This is a genomic window from Kitasatospora sp. NPDC003701 (assembly GCF_053587085.1).
The window spans coordinates 135,467-151,703 of the sequence record NZ_JBSFNM010000016.1 but is presented as its reverse complement, the minus strand read 5'-3'; the positions used below and the strand labels follow the sequence as shown (position 1 = coordinate 151,703).

Below are 16,237 nucleotides of genomic sequence, written 5' to 3'. Positions count from 1 at the left end.
GCGAAGGCACCCGTTGAGCAGCGGACGCTTTCGGACGGTCGGGACACGGAAGCCGTGCTCGTCGGCATGGTGAACGAGTGGGCTGAGATACGTGGTGGCAAGGTCTGGTGCGAGACAACCGGTAGTCGATGGGCCCATGTGTCTGATGACTCATGGGTAATCGGTGATGCCCGCCCGCTGGGCGTGAGCACGGACATGTGCGCGGTCGGCAATCACGCGGCAGCACGGACGTTCGCCTCCGGATATCAGGGGCTGGTCCCCGGTAACGCACCCCCGGTTACCTACTGGAGCGTCATTACGACTACAGAGGACGTTGGACCCGTTTTACTCGCCTTCCTCGACCGTGAGTTGACCGGAGCCATCGCGTGCCTCGACTGGTACCTCCAGACCCTTGTGCCCCAAGACTCTGCTTGTATCACCCAGACGGAGACGGCACCCCGTTCTGCGGCTCAACAAGCTGTGCCGACGCAGCCTCGGGAACCCCGTGTGATTGTGTGTGCGGAGGCGAGAACCACGGCATCGGCAGGGGACGCTCCGTTCTCCACGCCCTGAGTTGCCCGATTGGTCCGCGGCTCCAGCGCCAGTGTGGCAACCGGGGTTGGGAACCGTCGAAGTGGATCCTCCGCACCGCCGGATCGCCGGACGCAGTCCCTACAGCCGGCACGGCACGCGTGTACGGGCCCCTTCAGCGGCGTGGACCGGTGCGGCAGAAGCCAGCTAGCAGACCCAGCAGCGGCCAATAACACCTCCCGCCCGGCGTCGCTCGATTTCCTCCGAGTTCGTCCGCACCTGCTGGGGTCTCCGTACGGTGCGACACGTGAAGTTCTCACTGGCTCCCACCGAGATCCAGGCCGAGATGTTGCGGTGGCTCGCCGCCAACCCCGGTGCCGAGGTCGAGTCGCACAAGACGAACACGTTGTGGGCCCTCGAACAGCGGAGGCTGGTCGCGCGGAAATTCTCCGTCACGAAGGAGGGCCGCCAGATCCAGACCGCGGTCGTATCGGAGCAGGGGAGGTACTACCTGCAGCACGGACGGCATCCGGAGGAGGCCGAGCGAGAGGCCCAGCGCAATGCTCGTGATCTGGAAACGGTGAAGGACGCCCCGGTCGACGGGGCCGACCTGATTCGCCGGCTCGAAGCGGCCGGCGGGAACGTCATCGTTCCGGACCCGGGCGTCATGACCCGGGGCCGGTGGGCAAGGGCGTTCTACCACGCGGTGAACAACGACCTCTTGCCGTCAGGGCACAAGTTGAGGCTCACCGGGCGGGAGAGGGGGGACCTCAAGCTCCGGCTCGTCGACCTCGCGAAGGAGTCTCCGTCACCCCCACCGGTGCCGGTCGTCGATGTGCCGGCTGATCTCGCTCGTCCGCACCCCCTGATCGCAGCGACGCGCAGGGCCCTGGGGCGGGGCCTGACCGGGATGGCTGACACCCGTGGACAGCAGGGGGTCGTGCCGGTACACGTCTCCAGGTCGCTCGTGGACCGGGCCCTACGGATCATGCAGGGTCTCTTCACCGAGGCCGAGCGGCGGGGATACGCCGTGGAGGCCTGGGCGCCGCAGACCGCTTGGAGGGGCCGGGCCGAGCCGGAACCCGAGGTCGTGATCATCGTGAAGGGACATGCGTTTCCCCTGGAGATCTGCGAGCGCACCAGCAAGCACCCGCACGAGCCGACGCCCAAGGAACTGCGTGATGCCGAGAGGCAGCCGGAGTGGATGCGGAGGCGCCTGCCGAAGTACGACCACGTGCCCGACGGGCGGCTGATGATCGAGGAGCCCGGTCACGACCGGACCTACGGACACCGCATGTACGACTGTTCGGACGGCGTGCGCTGGACCCTCGAATCCCGTCTCGGCACTCTCTTGGCGGCGATCGAGGAGCGGGCTGTACGGGCTGAGGAGCAGCGGGTCGAGCGTGAGCAGGCTGAGCGGCTCCGTGAGCAACGCTGGCGCGAGGCCGTTGATCAGGCTCACCGCAGTCTGATCGACGACCACAGGCTCAAGGTGCTGCTAGAGCAGTTGGACGCCCGGCGCGTAGCCAACGAGATCCGCAGCCTCTGCGCGGAACTGCGGGAGAACGCCACCGGTACCGTCACCGAGTCGACCACTGATTGGCTCCGCTGGGCGGAGGCGCACGCCGACTCCATCGACCCGGTGGTCACCGGTGTGGCCCTGCCGCCCGAACCGACGCCCAGCCGGCAGAACCTTGCGCCCTACTTGGGCTCGCTGAACACACGCGAGTTCCCCTGGCCGTTCGCGTAGCCTGCGGCCGAAACCAGACCCATCGGAGCAGTGCGATGACGTGTAGGCCCGAGACGAGGGGCCGGGAGTGACCAGGACTCCGGATCGCGGTTGGTCAGCGCATGGGAGACAGAGCTGGCCGGGCGGGTGTGCCGCCGCCCCGGGACGCCAATGCCCGGCGCGTGATGATGGCGCAGCGCAGTGTGAACACCCGGCCCGAACTCGCGCTGCGGCGGGCGTTGCACTCGTTGGGGTTCCGGTACCGGGTGAACCTTCCCATCCCGAAGAAGCGGCGGCGTCGGGCGGACGTCACGTTCGTGCGCTGGAGGACTGCGGTGTTCGTGCAGGGTTGCTTCTGGCACGCGTGCCCCGAGCACCTGCACATGCCGAAGCACAATGCGGAGTGGTGGTGGGACAAGCTTCAGAACAATGTCCGTCGTGACAAGGACACCGACGCACACCTCCTCCGGCTGGGGTGGCTCCCCTTGCGGGTCTGGGAGCACGAAACCGTGGAGACCGCAGTGGCCAAGGTGGTCGAGGCACTTGCACACCAGGGACACCCGCGGGCCGTGGCTATCCGGGCCCGGAGCGGGGCGGTGATCAGAGAAAACGAGCAGGTCTTCACTGGCCCCTGAGGTAGGGGCTGCTGCCTGGTGCATGGCGTTGCCGCACCCCGAGACGCTGGGCAGGCCCTGCCATGCGAGTGGCCGTCCGGGCGAATGCATCACGGATCGGCCATTCGCCGGTCCGCGTCGGCGGCGGGCGGCTGCATTTCCCGGCGTAGTTCACGCCAAGCGCGAACGACACAGGTAGCCCTCTCCAAGAGCACTCGCACTCTCTCGAGTAGGACGCCCACAAGCGAGACGCCCCAGATCAGGAGGACACTCCACTCGGCGATGGCTCCCAACACGACAGACCTCGAAAGGATGGCGGGCTGATCTCCCCAGCACCATCCTCCGAGCAGGTGCCAGCGAAGTCTGTACCTGTAGGAGGACACTTGGTCGAACTTATATTCGATCTATCGAGGGCCCCTTCTGGTGCGGCTACGGCGCGTGCCGGATCTGTGCCAGAACGGGTGGTAAGCGGCGGATAACAGCGGTCTCTGTCGGGCGTCCGAAGGGCTGGTTGCGCCGGTATCGTCGCAGGTCAGGGGACATTTTCCGCCTGAAAGCCCAAAGCTTCTCAAGCTTATAGCGCGAGTTCGATTCTCGTCGCCCGCTCCATATCGGGAAACCGCAGATCATTCGATCTGCGGTTTCGCTGTTTTCCGGGGTGATGTGCCGCCGGTGGCGGGCGGGCCGAGGGGCGTGTCTCCTTGATCGGCTTGCGCGTAGCATGCCCCGGGTGGAGGGGGCATCGGGGAGGGACGTCGGGGCGCGGTTGTCGCGTGCGCTGGTCGTCGCGACGGCGGCTGCCATGGCCTCGGTGCACCTGCTGAAGGGGCTGGCGCGGGTCCCGGCCGAGCCGGGGGTCGGGCTCGGCGTCGTGGTGGCCTGTCTCGTGCTGGTGGTGGTGCAGCTCCGCCACAGCTCGCCGGGGCTGCGGCGGATCGTTCCGGTGGCGCCGGGGGTGTGGACGGCGGTGGAGCTGGCCGTCGGCTGGCTCGCGGTCGTGCCGCTCGGGGTGTCGATCGGCCTGCTCTGCCTGCCGGCCGCCTCGTTGCTGCTGGAACGCCGCCGGGTTCTGCTGCCGCTGTTCGGCGGCTCCGCGGCGCTGGTCGAGCTGACGCGGTCGGGCAGTGTGCGCGACACCGCGGACATGACGCTCATCGTCGCGATCGGCGGCGTCATGCTGTACGCCGTCACCACGCTGGCGCTGTTCGCGGCGCGGGCGCACGCCGCCCGGCTCACGCTGGCGGCCTCCGCGGTGACCGCCGAGCGGCTGCGGATCGCGGCCGGCCTGGAGACCGGCCTCGCCGAGGGGTTGGCGGAGGTCCACGGTCTGGCGCTGCGCGGCGACCCGACGGTCCTGGACGAGCTCATCGCCGCGGCGCGCCGGACCCTGGCGGCGACCCGGGCCACGGCGGCCGAGTTGCGCAGCCTGTCGCTGGCTCCCGAGGCGGCCAGCGCCCGGGCCCTGCTGACGTCCGCGGGCATCGCCGCCGACCTCCGGGTCGGGCACTCGGAGCCGCTCGGACCGGCCGGGACGGTGCTGGCGACGGTGCTGCGCGAGGCGGTCACCGCGGTGGTGCGGGTCGGTGACGCGCGGTGGTGCGAGATCGTCACCGGCGAGCGGGCCGGGCAGGTGGTGCTGCGGGTGGTGAGCGACGGCGTGCCGACGGCCGCGCTCGGCGCCGACGTCCTGGACGGCCTCGCCGACCGGGTCCGCGCCGTCGGCGGGCGGCTGACGGCCGGTCTGGAACCGGACGGCCGCTTCGCCGTCGAGGCGGCGGTCGCGACCACCCCCGCGCCGGCGGCGGCCGCCGATCCGCCCGAGCTGCGTACCGTGCTCGGCCTGTACTTCCTCGTGCTGGGCACCTTCTGCGTGAAGGCCGTGCTGCTCCTGCCGGTGCCCCTGCTCGGTCTCGGCGTGCCGTGTCTGCTGGTGTTCTGCGGGCTGCAGATCCGCTTCGCGACCCAGGACGCGCCGCGCCACGCCCGCCTCGTCCTGCTCGCCTCGGCGGCCGTCGCCCTCGCTCCGCTGCCCTGGTTCGGGCGGAACTGGATCGGCGCGCCCGGCATCCTCGCCGGCGCGCTGCTGATCGCCCTGCCGCTGCGGGCCGGGCCGGTGCTCGCCGTCGCGGCGGCGGTCGCCGGCGGCGTGATCACCGGTGGTGGCGCGGTACCCGCGCTGCTCGCCGCCGTCGACGCCCTGATCACCTGCGTCGTCGTCTACGGGCTGCTGCGGCTGGTCCGCCTGGTGCGGGAGCTGCAACGGGCGGGGGCGGGCCTGGCCCGTGCCGCGGTGGTGACCGAGCGCCTGCGCGCCGCCCGCGACCTGCACGACCTGCTCGGCCACGGGCTGACCGCGATCCTGCTCAAGGCCGAGCTCGCCCGGCGCCTGGCGGCCACCGACCCCGGCCGCGGCCGGGCCGAGCTGCGGGACATCGTGCGGCTGGCCGCGCGCGGGGAGAGCGAGTTGCGGACGGTGGTCGGCGACAGCCCGCAGTTGTCGTTCGCCGCCGAACTGGACTCGGCGGCGGCGGTGTTGGAGGCGGCCGCGATCAAGGTCGAGGTCGACGACGTACCGGTGCCGGCGGCGGCGGGGGCCGTGCTGAGCGTGGTGCTCCGGGAGGCCGTCACCAACATCCTGCGGCACAGTGGCGCCCGCCATGCGCGCATCGCCACGTCGGTGGACGAGGGCGCGGTGCGGCTGGAGGTGGAGAACGACGGGGTGCCGGACGGGGTCCGGGCGCCCGGCTCCGGGATCGGTGGCCTCACCGTCCGGCTCGCCGCGATCGGCGGGACGTTGGCGGCCGGCCCGGACGACGGCTGGTACCTGCTGCGGGCCGAGGTACCGACGGGCTGACGCCCGGACGCCGGGGCCCGGCCGCCCGACACCCGGCCGCCCGACACCCGGCCGCCCGAGACCCGGGCGGCCGACGGCCCGGGCGCTACAGCCAGCCCGCCTCGCGCCCGATGCGCACCGCGTCCGTCCGGTTCCGGGCGTTGAGCTTGCCGACGACCGCGGTCAGCACATTGCGGACGGTCCCCGTCGACAGGTGCAGCCGCGCCGCGATCTCCGGCGGCTCGGCGCCTCCGGCCAGCTCCCGCAGCACGTCGTTCTCACGCGGGGTCAGCGGGTTGTCCGCGAGGTCCCAGGCCGCGACCGCGAGCCCCCGGTCCAGCACCCGGCCGCCGCCGGCGACCTGCCGGATCGGCGCCACGAGCTCCTCCGGCGGAGCGGTCTTCAGCAGGAAGCCGTCGACCTTGGCCTCCAGGGCCCGCCGGAGCAGCCCGGGGCGTCCGTTCGAAGTGAGCATCAGCGTCCGGCAGTTCGGCACCTTCTCCTTGAGCGCCGCCGCGGCCTGGAGGCCGTCGGTGCGCCCCGGCATCTCGATGTCGAGCACCGCCACGTCGGGCGTGACGACCATGGCGCGGGGCACCACGTCGTCGGCCGAGCCGGCCTGGGCGACCACCTCCAGGTCGGGCTCCAGCTCCAGCAGCGCCACCAGCGCGCCGCGCACCACGTGTTGGTCCTCCGCCAGCAGGAGTCTGATCATGCGACGACCCTACCCGTGACGATGTCACGGTTGGCTCGTGATCCGCTCCCTGTCCCGGGAGTTCACGGCTCGGCAGGCTGGAGGCATGAGCGAAGCGATCACTTTGGAAGCCGTGAGCAAGGTCTACGGCAAGGGGCGGGGCGCGGTCGCCGCACTGCGCGAGGTGACGGTGCGGCTGCCCAAGGGCGGCTTCACCGCGGTGATGGGGCCCTCCGGTTCGGGCAAGAGCACCTTCCTGCACTGCGCGGCCGGCCTGGACCGCCCGACGTCCGGGACGGTCCGCCTGGGGGAGACCGACCTGTCGCGGCTGAGCGAGACCAGGCTGACCGAACTGCGCCGGGAGCGTGCGGGGTTCGTGTTCCAGTCCTTCAACCTCATCCCCTCGCTGACCGTCGAGCAGAACATCACGCTGCCGCTGCGCCTGGCGGGCCGCCGCGCCGACACCGCGCGGCTGGCCGAACTCGTCGGCCGGGTCGGACTGCAGGAGCGGACCGGGCACCGGCCGGGCCAGCTGTCCGGCGGCCAGCAGCAGCGCGTCGCCATCGCCCGGGCCCTGATCTCGGGCCCCGAGGTGCTCTTCGCCGACGAGCCGACCGGCGCGCTGGACACCATGACCGCCCGCGAGGTCCTGACCCTGCTCCGGCAGACCGTCGACGAGTTCGGCCAGACCATCGTCATGGTCACCCACGACCCGGTCGCCGCGTCCTACGCCGACGACGTGCTGTTCCTGGCCGACGGCCGGGTCGCCGACACGATGTCCGCGCCGACCGCCGCCAAGGTCGCCGACCGCATGATCCGCCTGGGAGCGTGGAACCGATGATGCTCAGCTTCGCGCTCGCCACCCTGCGGCACCGCAAGGCCGGCTTCGCCGGCGCCTTCGTCGCCCTGTTCTGCGCCGCCGCGCTGGTCTGCGGCTGCGGGACGCTGCTCGCCACGGGGCTGCTCGGCAGCGTCCAGCCCGAGCGGTACGCGGCCGCGCCGATCGTGGTCGCCGGGGACCAGAACGTCCACCACGTCGAGAACAAGGGCAAGGGCAAGGTCAAGGAGAAGGCCAAGCCGATCGCCGACCACGCCTGGGTGCCCGCCGCACTCGCCGAGCGCATCAAGGCGTTGCCCTCGGTGCGGGAGGTTGCCACGGAGGTGACCTTCCCGGTGCTGCTGCCCGGCGGCCCCACGAGCGAGTCCTGGGGCCACGGCTGGGAGTCCGCGCCGCTGGCCGGCGTGACGCTGGCCGCCGGGAGCGCGCCGTCGGCTGCCGACGAGGTCGTGCTGGACGCGGCCACGGCCGCCCGGACCCACCTGTCCGCGGGCTCCACCGTGCAGGCCCGCACCGCCACCGGGACGCTGACCCTGCGCGTCGTCGGCGTCACCGGCCAGGGCTTCGCCAGTCAGGCGGCGGTGTACTTCGCCCCCGAGCGGGCCCGGCAGCTCGCCGGCCACGACGGCCTGCTGAGCGCGATCGGCGTGTTCCCGGCCGCGCCCTCGGCCGCCGCCGATGTCGAGGCCCTGCTCCGGAGCGTCCCGGCCACGGCCGCCGCCCCGGCCGCCGTCGCCCGCACCGGTGACGACCGCGGACCGGTGGAGTTCCCCGACGCCGCCAACGCCCAGGTGCGCCTGGTCAGCATGGGCGCCGTCCTGGCCGGCACCTCCCTGCTCGTCGCCCTGCTGGTCGTCGTCGGCACCTTCGGCCTGTCGATCCAGCAGCGTCAGCGCGAGATCGCGGTGCTGCGCGCCGTCGCCGCGACCGGACGGCAGGTCCGGAAGATGATCGGCGGCGAGGCGCTCGCCGTGGGCCTGGCCGCCGGGGTCCTCGGCGCCGCCGCCGGCCTGCCGCTGGGCGGTTGGCTGCGCGACCGGTTCGTCGCGCTGGACGTGATCCCCGAGAACCTCCCCGTCGTCCTCTCCCCGTTCCCCGTGCTCGCCGCCGCCGGCGCCACCCTGCTGGCCGGCTGGGGCGCCGCCCGGATCTCGGCGCGGCGGGCCACCGCCATCAAGCCGGTGGAGGCCCTTGGCGAGGCCGAGATCAAGCCGCCGCGGCTGGGCTGGGCGCGGATCGTCTTCGGCGTCCTCGCCACCGTGGGCGCGGTGGTCCTCACCGCCCTGCTCACCGCGCTGCACTCGGACCAGGCCTCCACCCCGGTCTGCTTCATCGCCGTCCTGCTGTGGTGCACGGCGCTGTCGCTGCTCGGTCCGCCGGTCGTCCGGGCCGCTGTCGCGGTGCTGGGCCTGCCGCTGCGGGTGTCCCGGGTCGGCGGTTACCTCGCCGCCCACAACCTGCGGGCCGCGGCGCACCGGCTGGCCTCGGTCGTCACCCCGCTGACCCTGCTGGTCGCGATGGCCTGCACCATCCTCTTCACCCAGACCACCGTCGACCGGGCCTCGGGTGCGCAGCGCGACCGCGGGAGCGTCGCCGACTTCGTGGTCGGGCCGCGCGTCCCCTCCTCCGCCGCCGCGTCGGTCGCCGCCGTCCCCGGCGTGCGGACCGTGACCCGGGTGCTGCACACCCAGGTCCGCGACGGCCTGACCAAGCGCAGCGTCCAGGCGGTCACGCCCGAGCGGTTGACCGACACCCTGGACCTCGGGGTGACCGCGGGCGACATCGGCACGCTGGCGGACGGTACGGCGGCGGCCGCGGACGGGCTGGGCTACCGCCTCGGCCAGCGGATCCGGCTCACCCTCGCCGACGGCACCCCGGCCGAGGTCACCGTCGTCGCCCTGTACGCCCGGGGCCTGGGCTTCGGCGACCTGACGCTGGCGCACGACCTGGTGGCCGCGCACGTCGACGTCCCCCTCGACGACAACCTGCTCGTCCGGGGGGAGGGCGTCACCCGGTCGGCGCTGGCCGCCGCGCTGCGGGCCGAGCCCGGCCTCGGCGTCCTGGACCGCGCCGCCGCGCAGGCCGCGGGCAACCGGACGAGCGCCCAGATCGGCTACGTCACGCTCGGCCTGATCATCGCCTTCGTCGCCATCGCCGTCCTCAACACCCTCGCCATGAGCATCACCGACCGCCGTCAGGAGTTCACCGCCCTGCGGCTGATCGGCACCACCCGCCGCCAGGTCCGCCGGATGCTCGGCTGGGAGACCGCGACCTCCGTCGCGATCGCCACCGTCCTCGGTCTCGGGATCGCGTTCGCGGTGCTCACCACCTACGCCCGGGGCATCACCCGGGGCACCGCCGCGGTCGCCGTGCCGATCGGCCTGCTCGCGGTCGTCCTCGCCGGCGGTGCGGCGCTCGCCGCCGTGGGCACCTGGCTGCCGGCCCGCGCCGCGCTGCGCGGCCGGGAGCGGTCGGCCTGAGCAAGCGTCCGGTACGGCAGCGGCCGCAGGTCACTCGACCTGCGGCCGCTGCCGTCCCCGGGCTTGCGCGGACGCGAGCCCGGGCCGGCCCGGTTCGGTGCGGGCCGGCGCCGGCGGGTCAGCGCGGGCCGGTGGCGAGGGCCTCGATGGCCGGCACGAGGGCGGCGGGGGTGGGGAGGGCCTCGTTCTCGGCACGGAGGCGGGCCGCCGCGTCGCGCAGCGCCGGGTCGGAGACGAGACGGGTGAGCAGGGGGGCGTCGACGTCGTCGGAGGCCGAGCGCAGGGCGGCACCGGTGGCGGTGAGGATGTCGGCGACGGCGAAGTTGTCGGCGCCCTGGGGGAGCAGCAGTTGGGGCAGTCCGGCCTGCAGGGCGGTGAGCGTGCTGCCGGAGCCACCGTGGTGGATCGCCGCGTCGCAGACCCGCAGCAGCTCCGCGAGCGGGACCCACGGCAGCGGCCGGACGTTGGCCGGGAGGGTGCCGAGGTGGGTGAGGTCGGCGGCCCCGACGGCGAGCAGGAATTCGGCGTCGACGGAGGCGGCCGACTCGATCAGGCGGGTGATCGCGTGCACGCCGTCCATGTCGGCGACCACGGTGCCCAGGGTCACGGCGACCCGCGGCCGGGTGCCGCGGCGCAGCAGGTCGGCGGGGACGACGCCGCCGCCGTTGTAGGGGAGGTAGCGCATCCGCAGGCCGCCCTGGTCGCCGCCGAGCGAGGCCGGGACGATGTCCAGCGGGGTGGACTCGGCCGGGCCGGCCACGCCGTGCGCCTCGTAGACGTCGGTGAAGTGGGTGGCGAGCCGCGCGGCCATGTCGAGGCCGGAGGTGAAGCCGAAGTTCTGGAGTGCCACCGGGATCTTGAGCTTGGCCGCGACCAACTGGGCGGAGGCCAGGCAGGAGTCGTGGATCAGCAGGTCGGGCGCCCAGGCGTCGGCGGTGGCCAGCAGGTCGTCCACGGTGGAGCGGGAGGCGTGGGCGAAGGCGGCGGCGGCCAGGTCGAGGATCTCGTCCTGGTCCAGGTCCGGTGTGGCGTAGCTCGTCCGGCCGGTGGACTCCTCGAACGCCTCCCGGAGCGGCCGGCCGTCGCCGATCTCGACGATCGGGAAGCCGGCCTCCCGGAGCTGGTCCATGGGCTTCGGGCTGGCGAACAGGATCTCGTGCCCGGCGGCGCGCAGGGCCTGCGCCGTCGGCACCATCGGGAAGAGGTGGCTGGCCGCGGCCGGGCCGGTGAAGAGGATGCGCACGATTGTCTCCTGGGCGTTCTTCGAGCTGGTTCGGAGTTGGCTGGTGCGGGCCGGGGCCCGCTCTCTCCGTGAACTGACGATCGGTCAATTCCCGTTCCCGGCAGGATCGATTATCGGACGTTCTGTCACAGGCCTTGTGGACGGGAGCGGAATGTGCTCCGTCCGACCGCTCCGGCGGTGGCCGCCGTGGCGACGAGGCGGGTCGCCTTCCGGTCAGGCGGCCGCGAGGAAGCCGCGGACCGTCGAGGTGAAGGCCTCGGACTGCTCGAAGACCACGACGTGGCCGGTGTCGAACTCGGTGTACTCGCTGCCGGCGATGGCCGCGTGCAGGCGGCGGGCGTTCTCCACCGGGATGGTGGCGTCCTGGGTGCAGCCGATCACCAGGGTCGGGGCCTGGACGCGGGGGAGCAGCTCGGTGATGTCGAGGTTCAGGTTGAGGCCGATGTGGCGCAGCGTGCCGGGGGTCGGCCGCATGAACGTGGCGTTGGCCTCGACGCCCTCGCGCCCGATCCCGTTGAGGAAGCCGCGGCTGAACGCGGTGAGGGTGGCGTAGCGGCCGAAGGCGGCGGTGTCGTCGGCGATGGCGAGCCAGACGGTCATCATGTTGCGCAGGTACTCGTCGTCCGCGTTGATCCAGCCCGCGGCGGCGACCAGGCGGCGCACCTGCTCCGGGCGGCGGGCCGCGGCAGCGGTGGCGACGACGGCGCCGAGCGAGAAGCCGACGAGGTCGGCCGGGCCGCGGCCGGCGTCCTCGATGACGGCGTTGACCTGGGCGGCGAGGGTCTCGACGGTCAGCTCGCCGCCGTCGTCCTCGGCGGCCTCGCTGCCGGACAGCTCGGGGAGCAGCACGGTGTAGCGGTCGGTGAAGCCGTCCAGCAGGTGGTCCCACATGCCGGAGCCGGGGCCGGTGCCGTGGACGAGGACGAGGGTCTCGGGGCCCTCGCCGACGACGCGGTAGGGGATGCGGGCGGAGTCGACGGTGATGGTGGGCATGGCTTGGTCCCTTCGGCGGGCGGGTGCGGGTCGTTCGTCGGGCGGAGCCGCTGGCTCCTTCCGACAGAAAGTAAACTACACGGTGTAGGTAACTGAGACAACTACACCGTGCAGTGCACTTTGGAGTCCGTGAGAGCCCGTGGGAGCCCGCGGGAGCCCTGGGCGCCCGTGAGGGCCCGGCCGTTCTGCCGCCCGGGTGCCGACGCGTGGTGCCCGGGTGTGCGGCGAGGGCCGGCCCCGGGGTGGGGCCGGCCCTCGTGCGCGGGGTCGGATCAGCTGCCGTAGAGGCGCAGGAAGGCGCGGACCCCGGCGGTGATGCCGGGCAGCAGCTCGGCCTCGGGGACGTGGACCGCGCCGAAGAAGGTGCGGTCGGCGGCGCCGCTGAAGGTGAGCAGGGTGAACTGGGTGGCGGCGAGCTCCGCGTCCTCGATCCGTAGCAGCCCCAGCCCGGCGAGCCGGCCGAAGTGCGCGGTGAGGTCGCGCTGGGAGGCGAGCGGGCCGGCGTCCAGCCAGGCGTTGAGCACCTCGGGCGGGATGTTGCCGGCCTCGGCGCGGATCGTCCGGCCGAGCGCGTAGTGGTCGCCCGCGGTGAGGACGGCCCGGGCGCGGTCGACCGCGAAGGCGGTGAGGTCGGCCTCCAGGTCGACGATCTTGTGCAGGTGCCGGTCGGCCAACCGGGCGATGACCTCGGTCAGTTCGCCGGCCGTCTCCAGGGCGACGGACAGGAACAGCTTCTCCTTGTCGCCGAAGTGGTTGTAGATGGTGCGCTTGGACACCCCGGCCTCGGCGGCGATCGTGTCCACGCTGGCCCGGGTGTAGCCCTCGCGACCGAAGACCGTGCTCGCCGCGCGGGCGATGGCCCGGCGCTTCTCCGGCATGCGCCGCGAGTTCGCGGCGGCGGCCGGGGCCCCTGGCGTTCCTGGTGTCCCTGCGGTCATCGGGGTCTCTCCTTCGCGGCCTGGATTGCACTACTCGGTGCAGTTTACTCTTGGGGGGTGCGTCCGGTGCGGCGCGCGCGACACCGTGCGGCACTGCGCCGTGCGCCGTGGCGGGTGGAACTGCGCCGGGCCGCACGGGGCGTGGAACTGTGGCGCTCCGGCGTGCCGTCCACGCAGTGACGGAATCCCTTCCCGGGTCGAACGCCGGGAGAAGTGCGGAGGGCCCGGTGCAGTCAGGTGGAGCCGAAGTGAACGTCGAGATCCCGGCCGGGCCGCTGCGGTCGGCGCCCGCCGGACCCCCCGCACGGCCCGCGCGGGCCGCGGTGGACCAGGACGCCGCCGCCGAACGCTGCGAGCACCTGCTGCGGGAGACGCTGGACGCCGTCCGGCCGGCACTGTCCTGGCGACGTGCCGCGCCCAGCGCGGGGGCGCGCCTGCCGGCACCCGGCTCCGGCCCGGCCGACGGTGGTGTCCAGTGGTACGTGGGGCGCGGCCGGGACATCGTCACGATCATCTCGGCCGCCCGCCGGGGGGAGCTGCCGGTCATGGTGGAGGCGGGGTGGCGGCGGCGCGGCTGGACCATCACCTCGGTGAACGCCGGTCGTGACCTGCCCGGAGTCGCCGCGGTCACGCCGGACGGCTACCGGCTCGCACTGGAGTTCGGCGGGCTGGGCGAGGCCCGGCTGACGGCGACCTCGCCGGGGGTGGCCCGCTCCGCGCGGCCGGACGGTGCCCGCGGCGGGCCCGAAGTCCCGTTCGCCGCAGGCGCGGTGAGGCCACTGCCGGAGGTCTGCTGCCCGTTCTGGAGCGCGATGGTCTGATCCGGGCGGCGTGCGCGGTGGTGCCGCGTCGAAGAGGGGTGTCGAGAAGGCGCGGAGCGAGTCCCCCCGGACTCGCTCCGCGCCTTCCCCGCACACGGCATCGGCACGCCGTACCCCCCGACTCCCCGGTCCCCTCGCCGCACCCCCCTGGCAGCCACCCTCCGGCGAGGGTGGGTCGCACAGACCCCGGCGAGGCCCCACCACCGGGGGCGTCGTTGATCTCCACGCTAACAAACCGAGTGGTTGGTTTGTCAATAGTGAGATCCACGAAACATCCACATTCTCGGGGCGGGCCTCCGGGTGGGTGCGGCCGGCTGAGGGGGCGTCACCGGTCGGACTCCGGGAAGGCCTTTTCCGGCAAGGGTGATCCGTATACGTGCTGATCGGCCGGCGCGGGGGCCCTGCGGGACGGTGGGAGCGGGGACGGAGGGACCGGGGCCGGTCCGGCCTCACCCGTCCGGTCGAACGCCCGGAGCGGGCGCCGGGCGTCGGCCGGTCCGGAATCCGACACTCCGGGGGTGCGCCCGGCACGGAGCGGTACCGGGCGGGTGCTCAGCGCAGCAGGCGGCGCTCCTTGGCCACGGCCACCGCGCCCGCCCGGGTGTCGACGCCCAACTTGTCGTAGATCCGGCCCAGGTGGGTCTTCACCGTGGCCTCGCTGATGAACAGCGCCCGGGCGATCTCCCGGTTGCCCAGCCCCTGCGCGAGCTGGGCGAGGATCTCCTGCTCACGCTCGGTCAACTGCGGTACGGGGGCCCGCATCTGGGCCATCACCCGGGAGGCGACCGGCGGCGACAGCACCGTACGGCCGCGCGCGGCCGCGTGCACCGCCGCGAACAGCTCCTCCGGCCGCTCGGCCTTCAGCAGGTAGCCGGTGGCGCCCGCGCCGATCGCCCGGGTGATGTCGGCGTCGGTGTCGTAGGTGGTGAGCACCAGGACGTGCGGTGCGCCGGGCGCGGCGGTGATCCGCCGGGTGGCCTCGACACCGTCGATGCCCTCGCCGAGCTGGAGGTCCATCAGCACGACCTGCGGCGCCAGCCGGGCGGCCAGCGCGACCGCCTCCTCGCCGTTGCTCGCCTCGCCGACCACCTCGATGTCACCGGCGCTGGCCAGCAGCGCCAGCAGGCCGGCCCGGACGACGGCGTGGTCGTCGCAGACCAGCAGCCGCACCGGTGGCGTCGCGGGGGCAGTGCTCATCGGGGCTCCAAGGGGGCTCGGCGGGGCTCCAGCGGGATCGCGGCGGAGACGACGGTGCCCTCGCCGGGGGTGCTCTCGACGGTCAGGGTGCCACCGAGCTGCCGCAGCCGGGCCCGCATCGCGGGCAGGCCGTGACCGCGCCCGCCGCCGTCGGCGCCCGGCGGGCCGGGGCGCGGGCCGCCGGGCCCGACCGGGTGGAACCCCCGGCCGTCGTCGGCGATGTCCAGCACGGCCTGGTCGCCGAGGAAGGAGAGGGTCAGCGCGGCGGCCGAGGCCCCGGCGTGCTCCCGGACGTTGGCCAGCGCGCCCTGGGCGATCCGCAGCAGCGCGGACTGCGCGGCGGCGGGCAGCGGCACCGGGGCGCCGTCCAGGTGGAACCGGACCGGCAGCCCGCTCTCGGCGGACTCCCGCTCGGCGAGCGAGCGCAGCGCCTGGTCGAGGGTGCGGCCGTCGGCGAGCTCGGCGGGCGCGAGGTCGTGGACGAAGCGGCGGGCCTCGGCGAGGTTGCGGGCCGCCACCTCGGCGGCGGTGCGGACATGGGTCCGGGCCGTCACCGGGTCGGCCTCCCAGGTGCGGTCGGCGGCCTGGAGCAGCATCTGCTGGCTGGAGAGCCCCTGCGCCAGGGTGTCGTGGATCTCCATGGCCAGCCGCTCGCGCTCGGCCAGGGTGCCCTCCCGCCGCTCGGTGGCGGCGAGTTCGCGCCGGGTGCGGACGAGGTCCGCGATCAGCGCCCGCTGCCGTTCGGCCTGCCGCTCCATGTACAGGAAGACGGCGGTGGCCAGCGCCGCCACGGCGGGCGGCAGCAGCACCAGATTGGCGTCCACCCCGCCCAGCCGGACCTCGCCGATCACCACCAGCAGGGTGAGCGCGGCCACCAGCGGGATGGCCGCCCGGGCGGGCAGGGTGCGCAGGGCCGTGTAGACCAGCGGGACGGCGCACCAGGCGAAGCTCGGCGCCAGAAGCACCAGCACCACCCAGAGCGCGACCACCAGGGCCAGTGGCCAGAGCCTGCGCCGGTGCCCGGGGGCGGGCGGCCGGCGATGCGCCAGCCAGGAGCCGACCGGCTGGGCGACGGCCAGGGCGACGCCGAGGCCGATCACCCAGGGGATGCGGGGGTTGCCGGGGTGGTGGGTGAGGTAGCGGCCGAGCGAGGTGGCGAGCAGCAGCAGGAAGGCGGAGTCCAGCAGGACGGCCAGTCGGCCGGCGTCCGGGTCGTCGGGGGCGAGGCCGGCGTCCGGGGCGGGACGGTCCTGCTCCACGGGGTGGTCCTGCGCCACGGGGCGGCTCCTTCCCACTCTGCTGTCGACACTCATGGCTACCGCGCTGACCTGCGCCGATCCCTCGATG

General features: G+C 73.6%; 12 protein-coding genes. 6 read left to right on the top strand and 6 right to left on the bottom strand.

Going from position 1 to position 16,237, the window contains the following annotated elements:
- Positions 1-817 precede the first annotated feature (817 nt).
- The 3 genes from ACWDRR_RS17880 to ACWDRR_RS17870 all read left to right on the top strand — a co-directional run bounded on the left by ACWDRR_RS17880 (position 818) and on the right by ACWDRR_RS17870 (position 5,707).
- On the top strand, positions 818-2,260 hold the full coding sequence (locus tag ACWDRR_RS17880; RefSeq protein ID WP_449773124.1) for a hypothetical protein: 1,443 nt from the start codon (positions 818-820) through the stop codon (positions 2,258-2,260).
- 101 nt (positions 2,261-2,361) lie between these two features.
- Positions 2,362-2,874 carry a very short patch repair endonuclease gene (locus ACWDRR_RS17875; RefSeq protein ID WP_449773123.1) on the top strand — a complete coding sequence of 171 codons (513 nt, stop codon included), beginning with the start codon at positions 2,362-2,364 and terminating at the stop codon, positions 2,872-2,874.
- Positions 2,875-3,583: 709 nt separating this feature from the next.
- Positions 3,584-5,707: a histidine kinase gene (locus ACWDRR_RS17870; protein WP_449773122.1), complete on the top strand. Its 2,124-nt coding sequence runs from the start codon at positions 3,584-3,586 to the stop codon at positions 5,705-5,707.
- Positions 5,708-5,792: 85 nt separating this feature from the next.
- Here the strand turns inward: ACWDRR_RS17870 and ACWDRR_RS17865 are convergent, their stop codons facing one another.
- On the bottom strand, positions 5,793-6,401 hold the full coding sequence (locus ACWDRR_RS17865) for a response regulator transcription factor (protein WP_449773121.1): 609 nt from the start codon (positions 6,399-6,401) through the stop codon (positions 5,793-5,795).
- 85 nt (positions 6,402-6,486) lie between these two features.
- Between ACWDRR_RS17865 and ACWDRR_RS17860 the strand changes: the two genes are divergently transcribed.
- Positions 6,487-7,221, top strand: a complete 735-nt coding sequence (locus ACWDRR_RS17860; RefSeq protein ID WP_449773120.1) for an ABC transporter ATP-binding protein — start codon at positions 6,487-6,489, stop codon at positions 7,219-7,221.
- A complete protein-coding gene (locus tag ACWDRR_RS17855; protein ID WP_449773119.1) occupies positions 7,218-9,698 on the top strand; it encodes an ABC transporter permease in 2,481 nt (826 codons plus the stop codon). Before ACWDRR_RS17860 ends, ACWDRR_RS17855 begins: the two co-directional genes overlap by 4 nt.
- Before the next feature lie 118 nt (positions 9,699-9,816).
- On the opposite strand, the gene ACWDRR_RS17850 is transcribed toward ACWDRR_RS17855, so the two are convergent.
- The 3 genes from ACWDRR_RS17850 to ACWDRR_RS17840 form a co-directional block, all read right to left on the bottom strand.
- The gene (locus tag ACWDRR_RS17850; RefSeq protein ID WP_449773118.1) at positions 9,817-10,941 is read right to left on the bottom strand and encodes a nucleotide disphospho-sugar-binding domain-containing protein; all 1,125 of its coding nucleotides are present in this window, start codon (positions 10,939-10,941) and stop codon (positions 9,817-9,819) included.
- A gap of 213 nt (positions 10,942-11,154) precedes the next feature.
- Positions 11,155-11,934, bottom strand: a complete 780-nt coding sequence (locus ACWDRR_RS17845; RefSeq protein ID WP_449773117.1) for an alpha/beta fold hydrolase — start codon at positions 11,932-11,934, stop codon at positions 11,155-11,157.
- A 272-nt stretch (positions 11,935-12,206) separates the two neighbouring features.
- Positions 12,207-12,872, bottom strand: a complete 666-nt coding sequence (locus ACWDRR_RS17840; RefSeq protein ID WP_449773116.1) for a TetR/AcrR family transcriptional regulator — start codon at positions 12,870-12,872, stop codon at positions 12,207-12,209.
- A gap of 248 nt (positions 12,873-13,120) precedes the next feature.
- Here ACWDRR_RS17840 and ACWDRR_RS17835 point away from each other — a divergent pair, with 248 nt between their 5' ends.
- Positions 13,121-13,693, top strand: a complete 573-nt coding sequence (locus ACWDRR_RS17835; RefSeq protein WP_449773115.1) for a hypothetical protein — start codon at positions 13,121-13,123, stop codon at positions 13,691-13,693.
- Positions 13,694-14,245: 552 nt separating this feature from the next.
- Here the strand turns inward: ACWDRR_RS17835 and ACWDRR_RS17830 are convergent.
- Together ACWDRR_RS17830 and ACWDRR_RS17825 are read right to left on the bottom strand one after the other, a co-directional pair.
- Positions 14,246-14,890 carry a response regulator gene (locus ACWDRR_RS17830; RefSeq protein ID WP_449773114.1) on the bottom strand — a complete coding sequence of 215 codons (645 nt, stop codon included), beginning with the start codon at positions 14,888-14,890 and terminating at the stop codon, positions 14,246-14,248.
- Positions 14,887-16,149, bottom strand: coding sequence for a sensor histidine kinase (locus tag ACWDRR_RS17825; protein WP_449773151.1), 1,263 nt, complete (start codon positions 16,147-16,149; stop codon positions 14,887-14,889). Before ACWDRR_RS17825 ends, ACWDRR_RS17830 begins: the two co-directional genes overlap by 4 nt.
- Positions 16,150-16,237: the final 88 nt, after the last annotated feature.